Annotated in this window: 20 protein-coding genes; 12 read left to right on the top strand and 8 right to left on the bottom strand. The window is 70.3% G+C overall.

Features of this window, described 5'->3' with window-relative positions; all coding sequences use genetic code 11:
- Positions 1-43: 43 nt before the first annotated feature.
- Positions 44-442 carry a hypothetical protein gene (locus OG787_RS28770; RefSeq protein WP_369035430.1) on the bottom strand — a complete coding sequence of 133 codons (399 nt, stop codon included), beginning with the start codon at positions 440-442 and terminating at the stop codon, positions 44-46.
- A gap of 218 nt (positions 443-660) precedes the next feature.
- The gene (gene rsmI / locus OG787_RS28765) at positions 661-1515 is read right to left on the bottom strand and encodes a 16S rRNA (cytidine(1402)-2'-O)-methyltransferase (protein ID WP_369035429.1); all 855 of its coding nucleotides are present in this window, start codon (positions 1513-1515) and stop codon (positions 661-663) included.
- 72 nt (positions 1516-1587) lie between these two features.
- On the opposite strand from rsmI, the gene OG787_RS28760 reads away from it, so the two are divergent.
- From OG787_RS28760 to OG787_RS28750, 3 genes are all read left to right on the top strand, one after another.
- The gene (locus OG787_RS28760; RefSeq protein ID WP_369035428.1) at positions 1588-3330 is read left to right on the top strand and encodes a dolichyl-phosphate-mannose--protein mannosyltransferase; all 1743 of its coding nucleotides are present in this window, start codon (positions 1588-1590) and stop codon (positions 3328-3330) included.
- 112 nt (positions 3331-3442) lie between these two features.
- Complete coding sequence (locus tag OG787_RS28755) at positions 3443-5071, top strand: penicillin-binding transpeptidase domain-containing protein (RefSeq protein ID WP_369035427.1); 1629 nt, start codon at positions 3443-3445, stop codon at positions 5069-5071.
- A 177-nt stretch (positions 5072-5248) separates the two neighbouring features.
- A complete protein-coding gene (locus OG787_RS28750; RefSeq protein ID WP_405540612.1) occupies positions 5249-6868 on the top strand; it encodes a penicillin-binding transpeptidase domain-containing protein in 1620 nt (539 codons plus the stop codon).
- A 200-nt stretch (positions 6869-7068) separates the two neighbouring features.
- Here OG787_RS28750 and OG787_RS28745 read toward each other — a convergent pair whose 3' ends face one another.
- Positions 7069-7419, bottom strand: coding sequence for an SsgA family sporulation/cell division regulator (locus OG787_RS28745; protein WP_369035218.1), 351 nt, complete (start codon positions 7417-7419; stop codon positions 7069-7071).
- A 143-nt stretch (positions 7420-7562) separates the two neighbouring features.
- Here OG787_RS28745 and OG787_RS28740 point away from each other — a divergent pair, with 143 nt between their 5' ends.
- From OG787_RS28740 to OG787_RS28715, 6 genes are all read left to right on the top strand, one after another.
- Complete coding sequence (locus OG787_RS28740; protein WP_405536974.1) at positions 7563-8627, top strand: energy-coupling factor ABC transporter permease; 1065 nt, start codon at positions 7563-7565, stop codon at positions 8625-8627.
- 1 nt (position 8628) lies between these two features.
- Positions 8629-9390, top strand: coding sequence for a cobalt ECF transporter T component CbiQ (gene cbiQ / locus OG787_RS28735; protein ID WP_405536972.1), 762 nt, complete (start codon positions 8629-8631; stop codon positions 9388-9390).
- Positions 9378-10148: an energy-coupling factor ABC transporter ATP-binding protein gene (locus tag OG787_RS28730; RefSeq protein ID WP_369035215.1), complete on the top strand. Its 771-nt coding sequence runs from the start codon at positions 9378-9380 to the stop codon at positions 10146-10148. The genes cbiQ and OG787_RS28730 overlap by 13 nt, the downstream gene beginning before the upstream one ends.
- A 25-nt stretch (positions 10149-10173) precedes the next feature.
- The gene (locus tag OG787_RS28725) at positions 10174-10659 is read left to right on the top strand and encodes a MarR family winged helix-turn-helix transcriptional regulator (RefSeq protein ID WP_369035214.1); all 486 of its coding nucleotides are present in this window, start codon (positions 10174-10176) and stop codon (positions 10657-10659) included.
- Positions 10660-10838: 179 nt separating this feature from the next.
- Complete coding sequence (locus OG787_RS28720) at positions 10839-11243, top strand: organic hydroperoxide resistance protein (RefSeq protein WP_405540611.1); 405 nt, start codon at positions 10839-10841, stop codon at positions 11241-11243.
- A gap of 41 nt (positions 11244-11284) precedes the next feature.
- Positions 11285-12463 (top strand): serine hydrolase domain-containing protein, encoded by a 1179-nt coding sequence (locus tag OG787_RS28715; RefSeq protein WP_405540610.1) that lies wholly within the window; start codon positions 11285-11287, stop codon positions 12461-12463.
- Between the two features lie 143 nt (positions 12464-12606).
- Here OG787_RS28715 and OG787_RS28710 read toward each other — a convergent pair whose 3' ends face one another.
- Complete coding sequence (locus tag OG787_RS28710) at positions 12607-12885, bottom strand: DUF1876 domain-containing protein (RefSeq protein WP_369035212.1); 279 nt, start codon at positions 12883-12885, stop codon at positions 12607-12609.
- A 245-nt stretch (positions 12886-13130) separates the two neighbouring features.
- On the opposite strand from OG787_RS28710, the gene OG787_RS28705 reads away from it, so the two are divergent.
- The 3 genes from OG787_RS28705 to OG787_RS28695 are packed head-to-tail and all read left to right on the top strand — an operon-like array spanning position 13131 to position 15606.
- Positions 13131-14612 (top strand): metallophosphoesterase, encoded by a 1482-nt coding sequence (locus tag OG787_RS28705; protein ID WP_405536969.1) that lies wholly within the window; start codon positions 13131-13133, stop codon positions 14610-14612.
- Positions 14609-15199: a GNAT family N-acetyltransferase gene (locus OG787_RS28700; RefSeq protein WP_405536967.1), complete on the top strand. Its 591-nt coding sequence runs from the start codon at positions 14609-14611 to the stop codon at positions 15197-15199. The genes OG787_RS28705 and OG787_RS28700 overlap by 4 nt, the downstream gene beginning before the upstream one ends.
- Positions 15196-15606, top strand: a complete 411-nt coding sequence (locus tag OG787_RS28695; RefSeq protein WP_369035209.1) for a RidA family protein — start codon at positions 15196-15198, stop codon at positions 15604-15606. The genes OG787_RS28700 and OG787_RS28695 overlap by 4 nt, the downstream gene beginning before the upstream one ends.
- A gap of 19 nt (positions 15607-15625) precedes the next feature.
- Here the strand turns inward: OG787_RS28695 and OG787_RS28690 are convergent, their stop codons facing one another.
- The 4 genes from OG787_RS28690 to OG787_RS28675 form a co-directional block, all read right to left on the bottom strand.
- Positions 15626-16471 (bottom strand): EamA family transporter, encoded by an 846-nt coding sequence (locus OG787_RS28690; protein WP_405536964.1) that lies wholly within the window; start codon positions 16469-16471, stop codon positions 15626-15628.
- On the bottom strand, positions 16468-16953 hold the full coding sequence (locus OG787_RS28685; RefSeq protein ID WP_405536962.1) for a YbaK/EbsC family protein: 486 nt from the start codon (positions 16951-16953) through the stop codon (positions 16468-16470). Before OG787_RS28685 ends, OG787_RS28690 begins: the two co-directional genes overlap by 4 nt.
- Positions 16954-17108: 155 nt before the next feature.
- On the bottom strand, positions 17109-19337 hold the full coding sequence (locus tag OG787_RS28680) for an MMPL family transporter (RefSeq protein WP_405536960.1): 2229 nt from the start codon (positions 19335-19337) through the stop codon (positions 17109-17111).
- 183 nt (positions 19338-19520) lie between these two features.
- Positions 19521-20129: a TetR/AcrR family transcriptional regulator gene (locus OG787_RS28675; RefSeq protein ID WP_405536959.1), complete on the bottom strand. Its 609-nt coding sequence runs from the start codon at positions 20127-20129 to the stop codon at positions 19521-19523.
- Positions 20130-20250: the final 121 nt, after the last annotated feature.

Below are 20250 nucleotides of genomic sequence, written 5' to 3'. Positions count from 1 at the left end.
GCCCCCACCGGCCGGCAGCCAACAAACTGCCCAGCCGCCGGGACTAACTGGCCTTGCGGTGGAACGGGTGGAGGAGATCCGAGAAGTGCCAGTGGTGCGGTTCCCGCTGCGCCCCGGCCTCACCGGACTCCGCCGCGGCGTCGCCCACCGGCCCCGCCGGCTTGGGCACACGCTGCACAGACTTCTGCACAGCGGACACCTGCCCCGCACGCATGATGCGCACCACATGGTTGTCGCAGTTCTGGCAGGTGGGCCGGGTAAGCGGCGACGGCACGACCCGGCCGTCCGCCACGTACATCACCATGTCGGCACCATTGCCGTCGACGTGATGCTCGATCTCGTACGACTGTTCCCAGCCGTGCCCGCAACGCATGCAGGCGAAGGAATACGACTCGTGAACGACGGCGGTGGCCGTGCTGCGGTGGCCGGTGATCTCGCTCATGCCAGCTCCTCTTGTCCGCTGGACACGGGACGGGTGCGTCCCTGTGAACCAGTGGACGCCTCCACCGGCGTGAAGGCATCAGCCCCTGTCGACTGTTGAAGGCGTTTTGGGTATTCCTTGTGGGAACAGCCCTGGTCCGAGGCCTGGGCTTTGCCTTTCGCCTTACTCTTTTGCCCGGTTATGGCACCCGCGGATGCGTATCGCTCTTCACGGCGTTCTTATCCGCCACGAACGGCGTTCTTGTCCGCCACCACCGCGTCGAACACCTCCCGCTTGGGCACCCCCACTTCGGCCGCGACCGCCGCGATGGCCTCCTTGCGCCGCTCCCCCGCCTCCTCGCGCACCCGCACCCGCCGTACCAGTTCCTCGGCGCCGAGGTCCTCCGCGCCCTTCTCGGGGGCGCCCTCGACGACGACGGTGATCTCACCCCGTACGCCCTCGGCCGCCCACTCCGCCAGCTCGCCCAGCGGACCGCGCTTGACCTCCTCGTACGTCTTCGTCAGTTCGCGGCAGACGGCGGCCCGTCGGTCGGACCCGAACACCTCCGCCATGGCGGCGAGGGTGTCGTCGAGGCGGTGCGGGGCCTCGAAGTAGACGAGCGTGCGCCGCTCCTCGGCCACTTCCCGCAGCCTCGACAGCCGTTCGCCCGCCTTCCGCGGCAGGAAGCCCTCGAAGCAGAAGCGGTCGACGGGCAGCCCGGAGAGCGCGAGCGCGGTCAGGACGGCGGACGGACCGGGTACGGCCGTCACCTTGATGTCCTTCTCCACGGCGGCGGCCACCAGCCGGTACCCGGGGTCGGAGACCGACGGCATCCCCGCGTCCGTCACCAACAACACCCGCGAGCCGCCGACCAGCGCCTCCACCAGCTCGGGGGTGCGCGCGGCCTCGTTGCCCTCGAAGTACGACACCACGCGCCCCTTGGGCTGCACCCCGAGCGCCTGCGTGAGCCGGCGCAGCCGCCGGGTGTCCTCGGCCGCGATGACGTCGGCGCCGGACAGCTCCGCCGCGAGCCGGGGCGGCGCGTCCGTGATGTCGCCGATGGGTGTGCCCGCCAAAACCAGTGTTCCTGTCACGTTTCCATCCTCGCAGGGCCCCAAGGACCCCTTACACGGGACGCACACAGCGCTGTTCCCTACGATGGCGCGGTGACCAGTACCGCGCCCTCCACGGACACCCGGCATAGCGCATCCTCGCCAGAGCAGCGGCCGTCGTGGCAACAGCGGCTGCGCCGCTACGGATACACGGCGAAGCCGAGAAGCGACGTCCGGGACCGGCTGGTGCCGCCGTACACCGCGCCGAGCCCCCGGCTGTGGGCGACCCTCGGGGTGCCGCCGACCCTCACCGACCGGATCAACCGCTGGTCGGGCTGGGGCGGCCCGCTGCTGGTGACGCTGCTCGCGGGCCTGCTGCGCTTCTGGGACCTGGGCAATCCGAAGCGGGTGATGTTCGACGAGACGTACTACGCGAAGGACGCGTGGGGTCTCATCCACCGCGGCTTCGAGGTCAACTGGGACAAGAACGTCAACGACCTGATCCTGAAGTCGGACGGGAACGTCCCGATCCCGTCCGACCCGGCCTATGTCGTGCATCCGCCCGTCGGCAAGTACATGATCGGCCTCGGCGAATGGATGTTCGGGTTCAATCCGTTCGGCTGGCGCTTCATGACGGCGCTGCTGGGCACGCTGTCCGTCCTGATCCTGTGCCGGATCGGCCGCCGTCTGTTCCGCTCGACCTTCCTGGGCTGCCTGGCGGGTGCGCTGATGGCCGTGGACGGCCTGGCCTTCGTGATGAGCCGCACCTCGCTGCTCGACGGCGTGCTCCAGTTCTTCGTCCTCGCCGCCTTCGGCTGTCTGATCATCGACCGTGACAAGGCCCGCGAACGGCTGGCGGCGGCACTACCGCCGGACGCGGACGGTGTCGTACGGCCGGACGCGCACGTCGCCGAGACGACCCGCTTCGGCTTCCGTCCCTGGCGCTGGACGGCGGGCCTGATGCTGGGCCTGGCCATCGGCACGAAGTGGAACGGCCTCTACATCCTGGTCGCGTTCTGTGTGATGGCGGTGCTGTGGGACGTCGGCAACCGCAAGGTCGCCGGCGCCCGCCACCCGTACGAGGCGGTCATCAAGCGCGACCTGGGCTGGGCGTTCCTGGCGACGGTCCCGGTGGCGATCTTCACGTACATCCTCTCCTGGACGGCCTGGATCCTCTCCCCGTCGGACGGCACCGGCGGCTACTACCGCAACTGGGCGGCCACCGAGGGCAAGGGCGGCAGCTGGACCTGGCTGTTCCCGGACTGGTTGCGCAGCCTCTGGCACTACGAGCACGCGGTGTACGAGTTCCACGTGAACCTGCACTCCCCGCACAACTACCAGTCCAACCCGTGGAGTTGGCTCGTCCTGGGCCGCCCGGTCTCGTTCTTCTACGAGTCCCCCTCCCCCGGCAAGGACGGCTGCCCCACGGACGCGGGCGAGCAGTGCGCCCGCGAGGTCCTGGCCCTCGGCACCCCCCTGCTGTGGTGGGCGGCCTGCTTCGCGGTCCTGTACGTCCTGTGGCGCTGGCTGTTCCGGCGCGACTGGCGCGCGGGCGCGATCGCCGGCGCCATCGCGGCGGGCTACCTCCCCTGGTTCATGTACCAGGAGCGCACGATCTTCTTCTTCTACGCGATCGTCTTCCTGCCCTTCCTCTGCCTGGCCGTGGCGATGATGATCGGCGCGATCGTCGGCCCACCGGGGTCGAGCGAACGGCGCCGCGTCGCGGGGGCGGCGGGCGCGGGCGTACTGGTGCTGCTGATCGCCTGGAACTTCATCTACTTCTGGCCCCTGTACACGGGGACGGCGATTCCGCTCGATTCGTGGCGTTCCCGTATGTGGCTGGACACCTGGGTCTAGTCACTCGGGTCCTGTCGCTCTGGTCACTCTTGGGCCAAGATGACGGCAACTCCCCTCACAGCAGCCCCTCAGGCCACTTACAGTGCTGTGGCCAACGGGGAGGGAAGTACACATGCGCAAGGGAGCGAAGGCCGCCGTCATCGGGACCGTGTTCACGGTGATGGTCGGTGGGGCCGGGTACGGCGCGTTCAACGTCGTGTCCGCGCTCAGCGACGACGGCGGTACGGGTGTGAAGACCGGGCCGCCGTCGAAGGACGAGATCGCCGAGGCCAGCGAGGAGTTCTTCGCGGCCTGGGAGAAGGGGCAGGCGCAGGCCGCCGCCGATCTCACCAACAACGCGATACCCGCGAAGAACCTGCTCACCGGGTACAGCGCGGACGCGCACATCACCGGGGTGAAGATCACCCCCGGGACGGCCACCGGCGCGACCGTGCCCTTCTCGGTGAAGGCCACGGTGTCGTACGAGGGGAAGACCAAGCCCCTCGCCTACAGCAGCAAGCTGACCATCGTCCGGGGTACGACGACCGGGAAGGCGCTGGTCGACTGGCAGCCGTCGGTCATCCACCCCGACCTCAAGGTCTCCGGGGACAAGCTGGTCACCGGGGAGGCCGCGAACCCGCCGATCGAGGCCGTGGACCGGGACGGCAAGGTGCTGACGAAGGAGAAGTACCCGTCGCTCGGGCCGATCCTGGACACCCTGCGGGCGCGCTACGGCGACAAGGCGGGCGGTACGCCGGGCATCGAGCTGATGGTCCGGCACGCGGACACCGAGACGGCCGACACCTCGCTGCTGACCCTCTCCGAGGGCACCCCGGGCAAGCTCCCGACGACGCTGAGCGCGAGCGCGCAGGCCGCCGCCGAGAAGGCGGTGCTCAAATTCTCCGAGTCGTCCGTGGTCGCCGTACAGCCGAGCACGGGTGAGGTGCTGGCGGTCGCCAACCACCGTACGGACCAGTTCAACGCGGCCTTCGAGGGCACCTTGGCGCCCGGCTCCACGATGAAGATCCTCACCTCGGCGATGCTGATCGACAACGGTGTCGCGACGATGAACAGCCCGGCGCCCTGCACGCCGACCGCGGTCTGGCAGAGCCAGACCTTCAGCAACCTCAAGGGCATGGAACCGAACGAGAACGCCACCCTCGCCAATGACTTCCTGCGCTCCTGCAACACCGGTTTCATCAAGCTGATCGACGGCACCGACGCCAACCCGCTCACCGACGAGTCCCTGACGACCGAGGCGCAGGAGCGGTTCGGGCTCGGGCAGGACAACTGGAAGACCGGGATCACCTCCTTCGACGGCAGCGTCCCTGCCTCCCCCGGCCCGGACCGCGCGGCCAACGCGATCGGGCAGGGCCAGGTCCAGATGAGCCCGCTGAACATGGCGTCGGTGACGGCGACGGCGATCACCGGTGAGTTCCGGCAGCCGTATCTCGTCTCGCCGGACCTGGACGACCGTGAGCTGGCGACGGCGAAGGGGCTCCCGGCGAGTACGTCCGCGCAGCTCAAGGAGATGATGCGGATGACGGCGACCCAGGGCACCGCCCAGGAGGCCATGGCCGGGCTGAAGGGGGACATCGGCGCGAAGACCGGGTCCGCCGAGGTGGACGGACAGGCCAAGTCCAACAGCTGGTTCACCGGATTCCGGGGCGACATCGCGGCGGCGGCCATGACCCAGGAGGGCGGACACGGCGGCGACGCGGCCGGCCCGATTGTCGCAGCCGTGCTACGGACCGGCGGCTGAACTCACCCGCACAGGACGGGACTCTAGGGTGGTCGTTGTCGTTGAGGTGCAAGTGAGGGCAACGGGGACCCTGGGGATTACCGCGGAGGATCGGGAGCTGTGGGCAAGAGGGGCAAGAAGAAGGCCGTCGCCGAGCGACAGAGCGCACGGAAGACCAGGCCCGCCGTGATCGGCGGGATGATCGCCGTGGTCGTCGGCGGCGCCGGTCTCGGCGTCTACGCGCTGTACGGCGGCGGGGCGGCGGCCGAGGACGGCTCCTCGACGGCCACCACGGCCGACCAGAAGCCGAAGGTACCGACGGGCCCGGTGTCGGCTGCCCAGGTCAAGGCGATCTCCACCCAGTTCCTCACGGCCTGGCAGACGGGCAAGGTCGCCCAGGCGGCGGCCTCGACGAACGACACCACCAAGGCGGCGACCACCCTCCTCACCGGCTACACCAAGGACGCCCACATCACCGGTGTGACGATCACACCCGGCGTGGCGACGGGCGCCAAGGTGCCCTTCTCGGTCAAGGGCACGGTGACGTTCGGCGGCACGAGCAAGCCGCTGGCGTACACCGGCGCCCTGACGGTGGTCCGTCGTACGTCCGACGGGAAGCCGCTGGTCGACTGGCACGCGTCGGTGATCCACCCCGACCTGTCCGACGGCGACAAGCTGCTGACGGGGGAGGCCGGCACCCCGCCGATCAAGGCGGTCGACCGAGACGGCGGCGAACTGACCCTGAAGAAGTACCCGTCGCTGGGCACGGTCCTGGACAGCCTCCGGGAGAAGTACGGCAAGAAGGCCGGCGGCAAGGCGGGCATCGAACTCCGGGTCGTGCGCGGTACGGCGTCCAAGGCGGCCAAGTCGGCCGACAAGACGCTGCTGGAGCTGAGCAAGGGCACGCCGGGTGTGGTGAAGACGACGCTGAGCCCGGGGCTTCAGGCGGCGGCGGAGGAGCAGGTCGCGAAGAAGGCGAAGTCGTCCGTGGTCCTCATCCGCCCGTCGACGGGGGAGGTGTTGGCGGTGGCGAATCAGTCCCACGGCTTCAACACGGCGTTCCAGGGGTCGTTGGCACCGGGGTCGACGATGAAGGTGATCACGTCGTCGCTGCTGATCGAGAAGGGGCTGGCGTCGGCGGACAAGGCGCACCCTTGCCCCAAGTACTCGACGTACGGCGGCTGGAAGTTCCAGAACGACGACGAGTTCGAGATCAAGGGCGGCACGTTCAAGGCGAGTTTCGCGCGGTCCTGCAACACGGCCTTCATCAGCCAGGCCAAGAAGCTCGACAACGACAGCCTGACCGAGCAGGCGCAGCAGGTGTTCGGCCTCGGCATGGACAACTGGGCGGTCGGGGTCTCGACCTTCGACGGGTCGGTGCCGGTGCAGTCGCAGGCGCAGATGGCGGCGTCGTTGATCGGGCAGGGCGGGGTGCGGATGAACCCGCTGAACATGGCATCGGTGGCGGCGACGGTGGAGTCGGGGGTGTTCCGGCAGCCGTATCTGGTCTCGGCGGACGTGGACGGCCGCACGCTGGCGACCGCCTCCCGGACGATGTCGGCGTCGACGCTGTCGCAGCTGCGGGAGTTGATGCAGTACACGGCGGCGTACGGGACGGCGGCGGAGGCGATGGCCGGGCTGGGCCCGGACTACGGGGCGAAGACGGGGTCTGCTGAAGTCGACGGCCAGGAGAAGCCGAACGGGTGGTTCACGGCGTACCGGGGGGATCTGGCGGGCGCGGGTGTGGTGGTGCAGGGCGGGCACGGGGGGAGCACGGCGGGCCCGATCGTGGCGGCCCTGCTGAAGGCTGGCAGCTGATTTTCCCTCGCCCCCGCCGCCCCTACCCATTCCCATCCCTGGGGGCTGCCGCCCCCCGACCCCCGCTGTCGGCCTGAACGGCCTCGTCCTCAAACGCCGGACGGGCTGGGTAGTCAGCCCGTCCGGCGTTTGAGGACAAGGGGGTTCGGGGGCGGAGCCCCCGAGGATGGGACGGGTAGGGGCGGCGGGGGCGAAAGAAATCAGCCCGCCACCCGCGCGCCACCCGCCATGTACGTCCGCCGCAAAAACCTCTTCAGCGTCTTCGTCTCGAACTGGACCACCGAGACACCACCCGCCGAGTGGAACTCGACCACCGCCTGGACCCGGCCGCACGGCCACACCCGGACCTCGCCAGTGCCGGTGGGCGCCCGCAACCCCTCCTCCAGCAACGACCGCGAGAACGTCCACTCGTGCGGCCCGGGCAACCCGATCCGCACCGCCCGCGGATCCGCCTCCGGGTCGTAGCGCAGGACCACAGGAACCGCGTCGCGATCATCGTCCTGGGTGTCCGTGACGATATGGGCTCGGGCGTACTGCTCGACTGCGGACATCGGACGGCCCCTTACGCTGCGTGACCTGTGCAGAAGCTGTGAATCCACTTCCTCTCCAATGTCGCACATTTTCCCGATTGCGCCTCAGATTGCTCCCTCCTCGCTCTTGCAAGGAGTTCGCAACAAGCCACTATTATCGAACGGTGCATGTGCCTGATGGATTCATCAACGCCCCCGTCTCCGTAGCGGCCGGAGTCGTCGCCGCCGGTGCCGTCGCCGTGAGCCTGCGCGGCGCCCGGCGCGAGCTGGACGAACGGACCGCGCCGCTCGCCGGTCTGGTGGCCGCGTTCATCTTCGCCGTGCAGATGCTGAACTTCCCGGTCGCGGCCGGGACCAGCGGACACCTGCTCGGCGGTGCGCTCGCGGCGATACTCGTGGGCCCCTACACAGGGGTCCTGTGCGTGTCCGTCGTACTCCTCATGCAGGGCATCCTCTTCGCGGACGGCGGCCTGACCGCGCTCGGCGTGAACATCACGGTCATGGCCGTGGTGACGAGCGTCGTCGCCTACGCCACCTTCCGCGGACTGGTGAAGGTGCTGCCCAAGAAGCGCCGTTCGGTCACCGTCTCCGCCTTCGTCGCCGCCGCGATCTCCGTACCGGCCGCCGCCCTCGCCTTCACGCTCGTCTACGCGATCGGCGGCACGACGGACGTACCGATCGGGCGGGTCCTCACCGCCATGGTCGGCGTGCACGTCCTGATCGGGCTCGGCGAGGCCGCGATCACCGCGTTCACGGTCGGCGCCGTCATCGCCGTACGCCCTGACCTCGTCCACGGCGCCCGGGGCCTGACCCGGAAGCTCCAGCTGCGGGTCGGCGGCGAACTCGTCGACGTGGCCCCGGCAGCGGCCCCCCAGCCGGAACCCGCCTCCTCCCACCGCACCCGCAACGTCTGGCTCACCGGCCTCGCCGCCTCCCTCCTCCTCGCCGGTGTCGTCAGCTTCTACGCCTCCGCCAGCCCGGACGGCCTGGAGAAGGTCGCCGCCGACAAGGGCATCGACGCCAAGGTCGAGGACCACGCCGCCGCCGACTCCCCGCTCGCCGACTACGGCGTCGAGGGCATCAGCGACGGACGGCTGTCCGGTGGCCTCGCCGGGGTGATCGGCGTCGGCGTCACGGTCGTCGCCGGGACCGGTGTCTTCTGGGCGGTGCGCAGGCGCCGTACGGATGAGGCCCCCTCGGCCGCCGCCACCCCCACCGCGAGCGTCTGACATGGGTGCGGGGCACGCCCACCGGCTCTACCGGCACGCGCATTCCCCCGTGCACGCACTGCCGCCGCACACCAAGCTCGCCGCCGCCTTCGCCTTCGTGATCGTGGTCGTGTCCACACCCCGGGAGGCGGTGTGGGCCTTCGCCGCGTACGCCGTACTGCTTGCGACTGTCGCTCGGCTCGCCCGCGTACCCGCCGGGTTTCTGCTCAAGCGGCTGCTGATCGAGGTGCCCTTCGTCGCCTTCGCCGTGCTCATGCCGTTCGTGGCGGAGGGCGAGCGGGTCGAGGTGCTGGGGATGTCGCTCAGCGTCAGCGGGCTGTGGGGCGCCTGGAACGTCCTCGCCAAGGGCACCCTCGGCGTCGCCACCTCCGTACTCCTCGCCTCCACCACCGAACTGCGCGCACTCCTCCTCGGGCTCCAGCGGCTCAAGCTGCCTCCGCTGCTCGTACAGATCGCCTCCTTCATGATCCGGTACGGCGATGTCATCGCTGATGAGATGCGCAGGATGCGGATCGCCCGGGAGTCCAGGGGGTTCGAGGCGAGTGGCGTGCGGCACTGGGGAGTGCTGGCCAAGTCCGCCGGGGCGCTGTTCATCCGGTCCTACGAGCGGGGTGAGCGTGTGTATCTGGCCATGGTCAGCCGGGGGTACGCCGGGTCCATGCCCGTCATCGACGAGGTGACCGCGTCCCGGGCCCAGTGGTCGTACGCCTTCGCCCTGCCGGTCGCCGCGCTCGTCGTCTGTGTGTTGGGATGGTCCCTGTGACAGCCCCCCTCTCCCTCGAAGTGGCCGGACTGGCCTACGCCTACCCCGACGGCCACCAGGCTCTCTTCGGCGTCGACTTCTCCGTCGGGCGCGGTGAGCGGGTGGCGCTGCTCGGGCCGAACGGGGCCGGCAAGACGACCCTCGTGCTGCATCTCAACGGCATCCTCACCGCGGGCGCCGGGTCGGTCACCGTGGCCGGACTGCCCGTCAGCAAGCGGCACATGGCCGAAATCCGACGCAAGGTCGGGATCGTCTTCCAGGACCCCGACGACCAGCTCTTCATGCCGACCGTTAGGGAAGACGTCGCCTTCGGGCCCGCTGCGGCGGGCATGAAGGGCGAGGAACTCGAACAGCGCGTCCGTACGGCCCTCGAACTCGTCGGGATGGCGGACTTCGCCGACCGGCCGCCGCACCATCTCTCCTTCGGGCAGCGGCGCCGGGTGGCGGTGGCGACCGTACTCGCGATGGAGCCCGAGATCCTCGTCCTCGACGAGCCGTCGTCCAACCTCGACCCCGCCTCGCGCCGTGAACTGGCCGACATCCTGCGGTCGTTGGACGTCACCGTCCTCATGGTCACGCACGATCTGCCGTACGCCCTGGAGCTGTGCCCACGCGCGCTGATCCTCAGCGAGGGCGTCATCGCCGCCGACGGCCCCACCGGCGAACTCCTCGCCGACGACGCCCTGATGAGCGCGCACCGCCTGGAGTTGCCGTTCGGTTTCGACCCGCGCTCCGTCTCCGCCACCCGCACCTCATGACGACGGTCGCGTGGACAATGGGCGCGTGATCGAACAAGAGGACGCGCACGACGATGTGGACAACGCCGGGTCGGCGCGCCTCGACGACCAGTTGTGCTTCGCGCTGTACGCGGCCCAGCGCGCGGTGACCGCCGCCTACCGTCCGCTCCTGGACGAGCTGGGCCTCACCTACCCCCAGTACCTCGTGCTGCTGGTCCTGTGGGAGCGCGGCGAGGTGACCGTGAAGGAGCTGGGCACCGCCCTGTGCCTCGACTACGGCACGGTCTCGCCGCTGCTCAAGCGGCTGGAGTCGGCCGGGCTGGTCCGCCGGGAGCGGTCGGCGCTGGACGAGCGGTCCGTGTCGGTCCGGGTCACCGGGCGCGGCGACGAACTCCGGGAGCGCGCGGCGCTCGTACCGGGCGCGCTGCTCGCGGCGACGGAGCTGAGCGGGGGCGAGGTCGCGCGGCTGCGGGGCGAGCTGTGGGAGCTGGCGGAACGGGCGCAGGGGGCGGCGGACCGGGCCCGCCGCTGACCTGACCTGACCCTGACCTGACCCTGACCTGAGGTTACCCGCGGTTTCTACCCCCGGGTAGCGAGCGCATCCCTACCGGCCGGTACCTTGTGCACGATGTAATTGACGTAGTTGTTTTTGGGGGAGGTTTCGCAGTGACCGACGAAGGTGCCGCCGTCGACACCCGTCCGACGAAGATCATGTACGTCGCCGAGGCCACCGCCCACGGCGGCCGGGACGGTGAGATCACGAGCCAGGACGGCCAGATCGCGCTGAAGGTCGCCATGCCGCCGCAGCTGGGCGGCGACGGCAACGGCACCAACCCCGAGCAGCTGTTCGCGGCCGGTTACAGCTCCTGCTTCCACAACGCGCTGGTCCTGGTCGGCCGCCGCGAGGGCTACGACCTGTCCGGCTCCACGGTCGCCGCGAAGGTCGGCATCGGCCCCAACAAGCAGCGCGGCTACGGCCTCGCGGTCGCCCTGAGTGTCTCGCTGCCGGTCCTGGACCAGGACATCGCGGCGAAGCTGGTGGACGCGGCGCACATGGTCTGCCCGTACTCGAACGCCACCCGCGACAACATCGATGTGACGATCATCCTGGGCTGAGGAATCGCCGGCGGGCCAGTGCGCGTTACAGCGGCGTGGAACTGAACGTGAAGGGCACAGTGGCGCCGGGCTTCGAACCCGTCCAGGACGCGTTCGTACGGAACTTCGCGACCGGCGGCGAACGCGGCGCCGCCGTCACCGTGTACCGGGACGGGCACCGGGTCGTCGACCTGTGGGCCGGTACCCGTGACGTGGACGGCGACGCGCCCTGGGAGCACGGCACCGCGCAGATCGTGCGCTCGGCGACGAAGGGTGTCGCCGCCGCCGTACTGCTGATGCTGGCCCAGCGCGGCGAGCTGGACCTGGACGCTCCCGTCGGCGAGTACTGGCCCGAGTTCAAGGCGGCGGGCAAGGAGCGGACCCTCGTGCGGCATCTGCTCTCGCACCGCGCCGGCATCCCCGTGCTCGACCGGCCGCTCACGCCCGCGCAGGCCGTCGATCCCGCCCTCGGCGCGGCGGCGGTCGCCGCCCAGGCACCGGTCTGGGCGCCGGGGACCGACCACGGGTACCACGCGCAGACGTACAGCTGGCTGACGGCGGAGTTGGTACGGCGGGTCAGCGGGCGCCCGATCGGCGCGTGGGTGGCGTCGGAGATCGCGGGCCCGGCCGGGCTCGACCTCTGGATCGGGCTGCCGGAGTCGGAGGCCGAGGCGGGGCGCGTGGGCAGGGTCGGGCGGGTCCCCACACCGGAGACTCCGGATTCGGGGGCCCTCAAGACCCGCCCCAAGCGGTCCGTCGCCGCCGCCTACGCCGACCCGGAGTCCCTCACCAGCCGCGCCTTCGCCGCGATCACGCCCCTCCCGGACGAGAACGACCCCACGTACCGGGCCGCCGCCCTGCCCGCCTCCAACGGCATCGCCACGTCCGACGGACTCGCCCGCTTCTACGCCTCCCTGATCGGCCAGGTCGACGGCGGGACACGCCTGTTCACCCCGGCGACGGTCGAACTGGCCCGGCGCGAGGAATCCGCCGGGCCGGACCGCGTCCTGGTGATCGGCACCCGCTTCGGCCTCGGCTACATGCTCCACGGCACCGCCTCGCCGCTCCTGTCCCCCGGCTCCTTCGGCCACCCCGGCCGCGGCGGCGCCCTGGGCTTCGCCGACCCCGAGTCGGGCATCGCCTTCGGCTACGTCACGAACGGCCTCCGCAAGAGCGTGACGGCGGACGGGCGGGCGCAGGCGTTGGTTCGGGCGGTGCGCACCAGCCTGCCCGTCACTTGAGAGCTTTTAGCCCGTCCGGCGTTTGAGGACGAGGCCGTTCAGGCCGAAAGGGGGGTCTGGGGGCGCAGCCCCCAGGGATGGGAACGGGTAGGGGCGGCGGGGGCGAGAAAACCCAACCGGCACCCCAGTCCGCCCCCGGCCGCCTACCGAACCGTCAGCGAACGCGACGTCCGCCCCGACGCCTCGTCGATCTCGTCGTGCGCCTTCGTCAGCAGCTTCATCGCCAGTTCGTTGAGGGCGCGCGCCCCGGCGATCTCCTCGCCGACGCGCGGCTGGTTCTCGTCGGACCGGTGACGGCTGGCGTAGCCGTGGGCCCGTACCTCGCTCCCGTCCGCGAGCCGTACGAGCGCCGCGGCACGTGTGCGCTGCTCGTCCTCCTCGAACTCCAGCTCGACATGCCATCCCACTGCGGTGTGCGTCATGACGATCACCTCCGGTACCGGTACCGCTGATTCCAGGGTGCTCCTGTCCGCCCCGGCATGCACGCCCGTTGTGTGACGTTCGTCGCGATGACCCTACTTACTGTGTCCTCAGGCCCCCCGCCGTGCTCTGCTGAAAGCTTCCCGCGAACGTCCCGCACCGACGCGAAGGAGTTGTCGTGCCCCATACCTCGTGCCGCCCCCGTCCCCACGGCAGCCGTTAACGGGCCACGGGCACGTACCCACCCATGCGCTGCTGTCTCTCCGCTCCCCTGGCCGCCCTGGCGGCGTTCCCCTCCCCCCGCGACCTGGCCCGTTCCGGCGCGCTGCTCACGCCCGCCGTGCTCCGCTCCGCGCTCGCCGCCCGCCGGGAGCGCATCGCCCACCCCGACACCGTGACGGCCCTCAACCTGGAGCTGGTCACGCTCACCGAGGACCGCGCCGTCATCACCTGGTACACGGCCGTGCCCGGCACCGACGACGGCTTCGGCCACCTGGTCCCGGCGGTCACCGAGGGCGAGGTGGTGTACGGCACCCACCCCGCGCACCTCGACCGTACGGCGGCGGAGGACCACCCGACGGCCCACCACTACGTGGAGCTGACGGACCTGGAGCCGGGCCAGACGTACTACTACCGGGCCCGTTCGCGGGGCAGGGCGGCCACGCCGACCCCGCTGCACCTGGTGCGCGGCAACGCGGTCGGCACCTCGCTCCACGGCCTGGGCTCGCACGGCGGCCCGTACTCCTTCACGACCCCGCAGCCACCCCCCGGCCGCCACCTCCTCTCCATCGCGCTCTGCAACGACCTGCACCTCGGCGAGACGACGGCGGGCCTGGTGGCCGGCGTACCGATGCTGCGCGGGGTCTCACAGCAGCCCGGCCTGGACCCGTACCCGGAGATCATGAGCCGGGCGATGGTCGAGGAGGCGCATCGACGCGGGGCGGACGTCCTCCTGGCCGCCGGGGACATCTCGGCGGCCGGCGCACCCCGGGACCTGGCCGAGGCCCGCCGCATCCTGGACGGCTTCGGCACGCACGGACGGGACTACTTCGTCGTACGGGGCAACCACGACCGCCCGAGACACCCCGACGACTCGTTCCGCGACTCCTTCCGCGACGGTTTCCTGGGCAACGCCGACGGCCTCGGCTACTTCGCGCGCGACCTGGGCGGGCTACGTCTGATCGGCCTGGACACGTACGAGAAGAGCGGCAACGGGGGCGACGCGGGCGGGCTGAGCGGAGAACAACTGGCCTGGTTCAGAGCACAGTTGAGGTCGGACGCCGACCGACCGACGCTCGTCTTCGGCCACCACCCCCTCACCACAAGGGACTCGGTGTTCCCGATGGGACGCGGCCAGCGCCTGGACCGCGCCCAGGCACGCTCGATCGTCGACGCGTACGCCTCCGCCCCGGGCGTCTTCCTGCACCACGCCGGCCACACCCACCGCAACAAGCGCACGGCCCTGACCAGCGCGCCGCACGTGACCCAGCAGGAGGTCAGCGCGGTGAAGGACTACCCGGGCGGCTTCTGCCTGCTCCGGATCCACACCGGCGGCTACGCCCTCAACTACTACAAGAACAGCAGCGTCCCGGCCCGAGCCTGGGTCGAACGCAGCCGCCGCACGGCGGGCGGCCTGTGGCCCCACCACGCCTTCGGCCGCGCGGTGACCGACCGCAACAGCATGCGCCTCCACGACCTGTCGGGCGTACGTGCTTACATGCCCGCGTGACAGCCAACAGCTCAGCAGACGCAGCCCTGTTCCGCGTCCGCCCCCGCACGGAGGCCGACCTGGAAGCATGCGTACGCGTACTGGCGACCGTCCACGAGCGGAACGGGTATCCCCTCAACTGGCCGCAGAACCCGGCCACTTGGCTGACGCCGCGCTCACTGCTCGCGGCGTGGGTGGCAGAGGAGGGGAAGGAGGTGGTCGGCCACGTCGTCCTGTCCCGCAGCGAGGAGGGCGACGCGGCGGCGGCCCTGTGGACCGGGGGTCCGACGGCCGTGATCAACCGCCTGTACGTGGATCCGGCGGCCCGGGGCCGGGGAGTCGGCGCGGCGCTGCTGACCCAGGCCGTGGCAGACGCCGAATCCCGTGCCCTGCACCCGGTCCTGGACGTGGCGTCGACGGACACGGCGGCTGCGGCGCTGTACGAGCGGCTGGGCTGGACGCTGCTGGCGGCGGAGGTGGAGCAGGAGTGGGGGCCGGGGCAGCGGGTGAAGGTTCGCTGCTATGCGGCACCTGCACCTGCACCCAACCCGCTCAGAAATCGACCAGGCAGGAATGGGCAGGCATCCGCCGGGGTTTGCCCGACATGACCTCCGACTCCGACCAGCGCACGATCACCAACCCGCCCGCCCTGCACGACCCGGCACCCTTCGGCTACAGCCACGTGGTGTCGGCACCCGGTGAACCCGTGTACATCGGCGGCCAGTACGCCTCGGACGCCACCGGCGCCCCCGTCCCCGGCGACTTCGCCGCCCAGGTGGAGCTGGCCTTCGACCGGCTGCGTTCGGCACTCGAAGGGGCCGGCCTCGGCTACGAACACGTCGTCCGGCTGGGCACGTTCGTCGTCGACCACGACCTCGGCAAGCTGGAGACCCTCGGCAAGGCGCTGCACGCCCGCTTCGGCGACCGGCTGCCGGCACAGACACTGAGCGGTGTCGCCTCGCTGGCCCTGCCGGGGATGCTGTTCGAGGTGGACGCGGTGGCGATCCGCCCGTAGGGGGCCGGGGTGCCGCCGCCTAACCGGCGTGCAGCATCAGCCCGATCCCGATGACCAGCAGCCCGGCGGCGGCGATACGCGGAGCCCCGAACCGTTCCTTGAAGAACACGGCTCCGATGGCCGCGCCCACGATGATCGAGGATTCCCTGAGGGCGGCGATCGGCGCCAGTTCGGCTTTGGTCTGGGCCCACAGGACCAGCCCGTACGCCGCCACGGAGAGCGCGGCCCCGAGCAGCCCGACCCCGGCGAACGGCCGTACCTTCGCGAGGAATTGGCCCCGCCAGCGGTAGAGGGCATAGGCGGGAATGGCGATGCCCTCAAGAGCCATCAGCCAGGCGATATAGCCGAGCGCGGACCCCGACGCCCGTACCCCCAGCCCGTCGACGACGGTGTACGCGGCGATGGACAGCCCGGTCGCCAACGCGGCCCCGATCGCCGCCCAGTTGGGCCGCCGGCCGCGCAGCCCCCACAGCGCGACCCCGGTAAGTCCCGCACAGGACAAGGCGATTCCGGCCGCCGCCCAGCCGTCGGGCACCTCGTGCGCGAACACGGCGGCGAGCAGGGTGACGACGAGGGGCGCGGTACCGCGCGCGATCGGATACGCCTGCCCGAAGTCACCGAGCCGGAACGACCGCATGAGCAGCACGTAGTAGACGAGATGGATGACGGCCGAGACGACCAGATACGGCCACGCGTCGGCAGCGGGAAAGGGCACGAACGGCACGGCGACCAGCCCGATCACCATCCCGCCCCCGGCGATGAGCGTGAACCCGACCAGCTTGTCGGTGATGCGGTGCGCGAGCGCGTTCCAGGAGGCGTGGGTGACGGCGGCGAGCAGGACGGCGGCGGTGACGGTGGGGGTCACGAAGCCGCCGACTCCCGCACATCGACGAGGGTGGCTCCGGCGTGGGCGATCAGCGCCTTCGGTTCCATGGGGAACACGGTGTACGGGGTACCGGCGGCTGCCCAGACGAGGTCGTGCTCCAGCAGCGAACGATCGGCGAGCACAGGCGTCCTGGTCCGGTGCCCGAAGGGCGGTACGCCTCCGATGGCGTACCCGGTGGTCTCCCGTACGACGTCCACCTTGGCGCGGGTGACCTTCGCGGCGCCGAGTTCGCGCCGCACGAGCTCGACGTCGACGCGGGAGGCGCCGTCCATGAGGACGAGCACCGGAACCCCGTCGGCGGAGAAGATCAGCGACTTGCAGATCTGGCTCAGCTGACACCCGATCGCGGCAGCGGCCTCGGCAGCGGTACGCGTCTCGTCGGGGAACCGCCGGATGTGGGAGGTGAGTTCACCGAGCCCCAGTTGTTCGAGGGCCTCGGCGAAACGGGAGGACGTGGTCATGCCCGGCACGTTAGCGGGCGGACCGATGCATCACGAACGAATTCCGGTCAGCCGTCCGCCCAGGTCATGAAAGAAGCCGGTGAGGGCTCCCCGTCCCCACGGGGCCCTCACCGGCCGGCTTTTCCCGGGCGCGGTACGTCAGGAGACGCGGTGCGTCAGGCTCGTACCAGCTCCCTGTCCTCGTCCTTCGGGCGGTTGTCGTCGTCCAGGGTGCGCAGGCCCTCGCCCTCCACGTCGACGTTCGGCAGGGCGCGGTCCAGCCACTTCGGGAGCCACCAGGCCTTCTTGCCCAGCAGGGCCAGTACGGCCGGGACGATCGCCATGCGGACCACGAACGCGTCGAAGAAGACCGCGATCGCCAGGCCGAAGCCGATCATCTTGATCATCGACTCGGAGGAGCTGATGAAGCCGCCGAAGACGGCCATCATGATGACCGCGGCGGCGGCCACGACCCGGGCGCTGTGCCTGAAGCCGGTCACCACGGCCTCGGTCGGGGACTCGCCGTGGACGTATGCCTCGCGCATCCGGGTCACGAGGAACACCTCGTAGTCCATCGCGAGACCGAAGACCACGCCGACCATGAAGATCGGCATCATCGACATGATCGGGCCGGTCTCCTCGACGCCGATCAGGCCGCTCAGCCAGCCCCACTGGAAGACCGCCACCACTGCGCCGAGTGCGGCGAGCACGCTGAGCAGGAAGCCCAGCGCCGCCTTCAGCGGGACCAGGATCGAGCGGAAGACCACGATCAGGAGGAGGAAGGCGAGGCCCACCACCAGGCCCAGATACGGGATCAGGGCGTCGTTGAGCTTCTGCGAGAAGTCGATGTTCATCGCGGTCGTGCCGGTGACCAGGACGTTCGCGCCCGTGTCGGCCTTGACGTCGGCGCCCTCGGCACGGATCTCGTGCACCAGGTCCTCGGTCTGCGTCGAGGACGGCTTGGAGTCCGGGATCACGGTGATCGTCGCGGTGTCACCGGCCTTGTTGAACTGGGCCGGGCTGACCGACACGACGTCGTCGATGCCCTTGATCCGGTCGGTCAGCGCGTCGGCGTCGGCCTTCGGGTCGGCGCTGCCGGCCGCGTCGTACACGACCATCAGCGGACCGTTGAAGCCGGGGCCGAAGCCCTCCGAGAGGAGGTCGTAGGCGCGGCGCTGTGTCGTGGACGTCGGCTGCGAACCGTCGTCGGGCAGGCCCAGCTCCAGCTGCGTGGCCGGGACCGCGATCGCGCCCAGACCGAGCACACCGAACAGCAGGACGGCGACCGGCCGACGGATGACGAAACTCGCCCAGCGCGCACCCATGTTGGGCTTCGCCGGCCCCACCGGCGCGTCACCCTTCTCCTTGCTCTTCTTCTTGCTCTTCTTCTCGCCCGCCGGCTGCACCTTCCGGCCCGCGTATCCGAGCAGCGCCGGGACCATCGTCAGTGCGATGAGTACGGCGACCACGACCGTGCCCGCCGCCGCGAGGCCCATCTTGGTCAGCATCGGGACGTTGACGACCGCGAGCCCCGCCAGGGCGATCACGACCGTGAGGCCCGCGAAGACCACCGCCGAACCGGCGGTGCCGGTGGCCCGGCCTGCCGCTTCCTCGCGGTCGCGGCCCTCGGCCAGCTCGCTGCGGTAGCGGGAGACGATGAACAGCGCGTAGTCGATACCGACCGCGAGGCCGATCATCAGGGCCAGCGTGGAGGTCGTGTCGCCCAGGTCGAGCGCCTTCGCGAGGGCGGTGATCGTGGAGACACCGATCCCGACGCCGATGATCGCGGTCAGCAGCGGCAGCCCGGCGGCGACCATGGAACCCAGGGTGATGACGAGGACGACCGCGGCGATGGCGAGGCCGATGATCTCGCCGACCGCTCCCGGGTCGGCCGCGGCCTGGAGCGCGTCACCGCCGACGTCGACGGTGAGCCCGGTGGCCCGGGCCTCGTCGCCGGCCTTCTCCAGGGCGTCCTTGGTCGAGTCCGCCAACTCCATGCCGGGAAGGTCGTACTTCACCGAGGTGTAGGCGACCGACCCGTCCTTGCTGACGGCGTTCGTCGTGAACGGGTCGGTGACGGAGACGACCTCGGAGCCGTCGCGCAGTTGCTTGACGGTCTTCGCGACGGTCGCCTTGTTGTCGGCGTCCGTCATCTTCTGGCCCTCGGGCGCCTTGAAGACGATGCGCCCGGTCGCTCCGTCGGCGCTGGCGCCGGGGAAGCGCTGTTCCAGCAGGTCGAAGGCCTTCTGGGCCTCCGTACCCGGTATGGAGAAGGAGGTGGTGCCGGCGGCGGGCGCGCTGGCCGCGCCGACTCCCGCGAGCGTCAGCAGCGCCACCCAGATCAGGGCGACGAAATGCCGTCGCCGGAAGGCGAGCCGGCCGAGTTTGTAGAGGAACGTGGCCACTGGGGCGTACTCCCGGTCAGGTCGTTGAGGTGCAAATGGGCAGGGTTGATCGGCCTGTTGGGGGGCAGGGGTGATCAGCCCGACGACGTGAGCGGTCGCGTCAGGTGCAAGTGGGGTCGTTCACAGGGATGTCGGGTGCCGCCCCGCGGATGGTGCGGGCGGACCGGTGAGAGGCAGGCTGCCTTACGAGACCGGTGGCACGCCGAGGGCGGGGAGCACCACGGCGTCGATGTAGTCGCGCAAGTAGGCCTGCGTCGGGGGCAGTTCGTCGATGAGCGTGCGCGCCACGAAGCCGCCGATCATCATGTGCAGCACGTAGTCGGCCGCCGGATTGTCCGGACGGACCTCACCGCGGTCGATGGCACGCTGGATCACCTTGCGGAATTCCAGCATCTCCGGTTCGACGAGCAGTTCCCGGAACGCCAGGAGGAGATCGGGGTTCGCGTGGACCGCCATGCCCAGAGCCCGCATCAGCGCGGAGTTCTGTTCCATGACGCAGTCGTCCTCGCGGACCAGCAGGGCGTGGAAGTCACCACGCAGGGACCCGGTGTCGACGTCGGCGACGGCGGCACCACCAGGCTTGAAGTGCCGCATCGACCTGACGACCAGTTCGGCCTTGCCGCCCCACTGGCGGTAGAGCGTGGCCTTGCTGGACTTCGTACGGGCGGCGACGGCGTCCATGGTGAGCGCCTCGTAGCCGACTTCCCGGAGCAGGTCGAGCGTGGCGCCGTACAGCTCGGCCTCCCGCTCAGGAGTGATCCGACTACGACGCGCCGTTGCGACCTCGGTCATGCCACTCACCCTTCCGGTTCCAGTATCGGACGACACCGTTTCGTACAGCTCCGCCGTACGTCAATGAGCATAGCCTGAGAATGACAGAAACGAAACTGTTTCGTACGTGTCCTGCACATGT

It is taken from the genome of Streptomyces sp. NBC_00075, assembly GCF_045041225.1.
Classification (GTDB): domain Bacteria; phylum Actinomycetota; class Actinomycetes; order Streptomycetales; family Streptomycetaceae; genus Streptomyces; species Streptomyces adonidis.
This window is presented reverse-complemented; position numbering and strand designations above follow the sequence as displayed.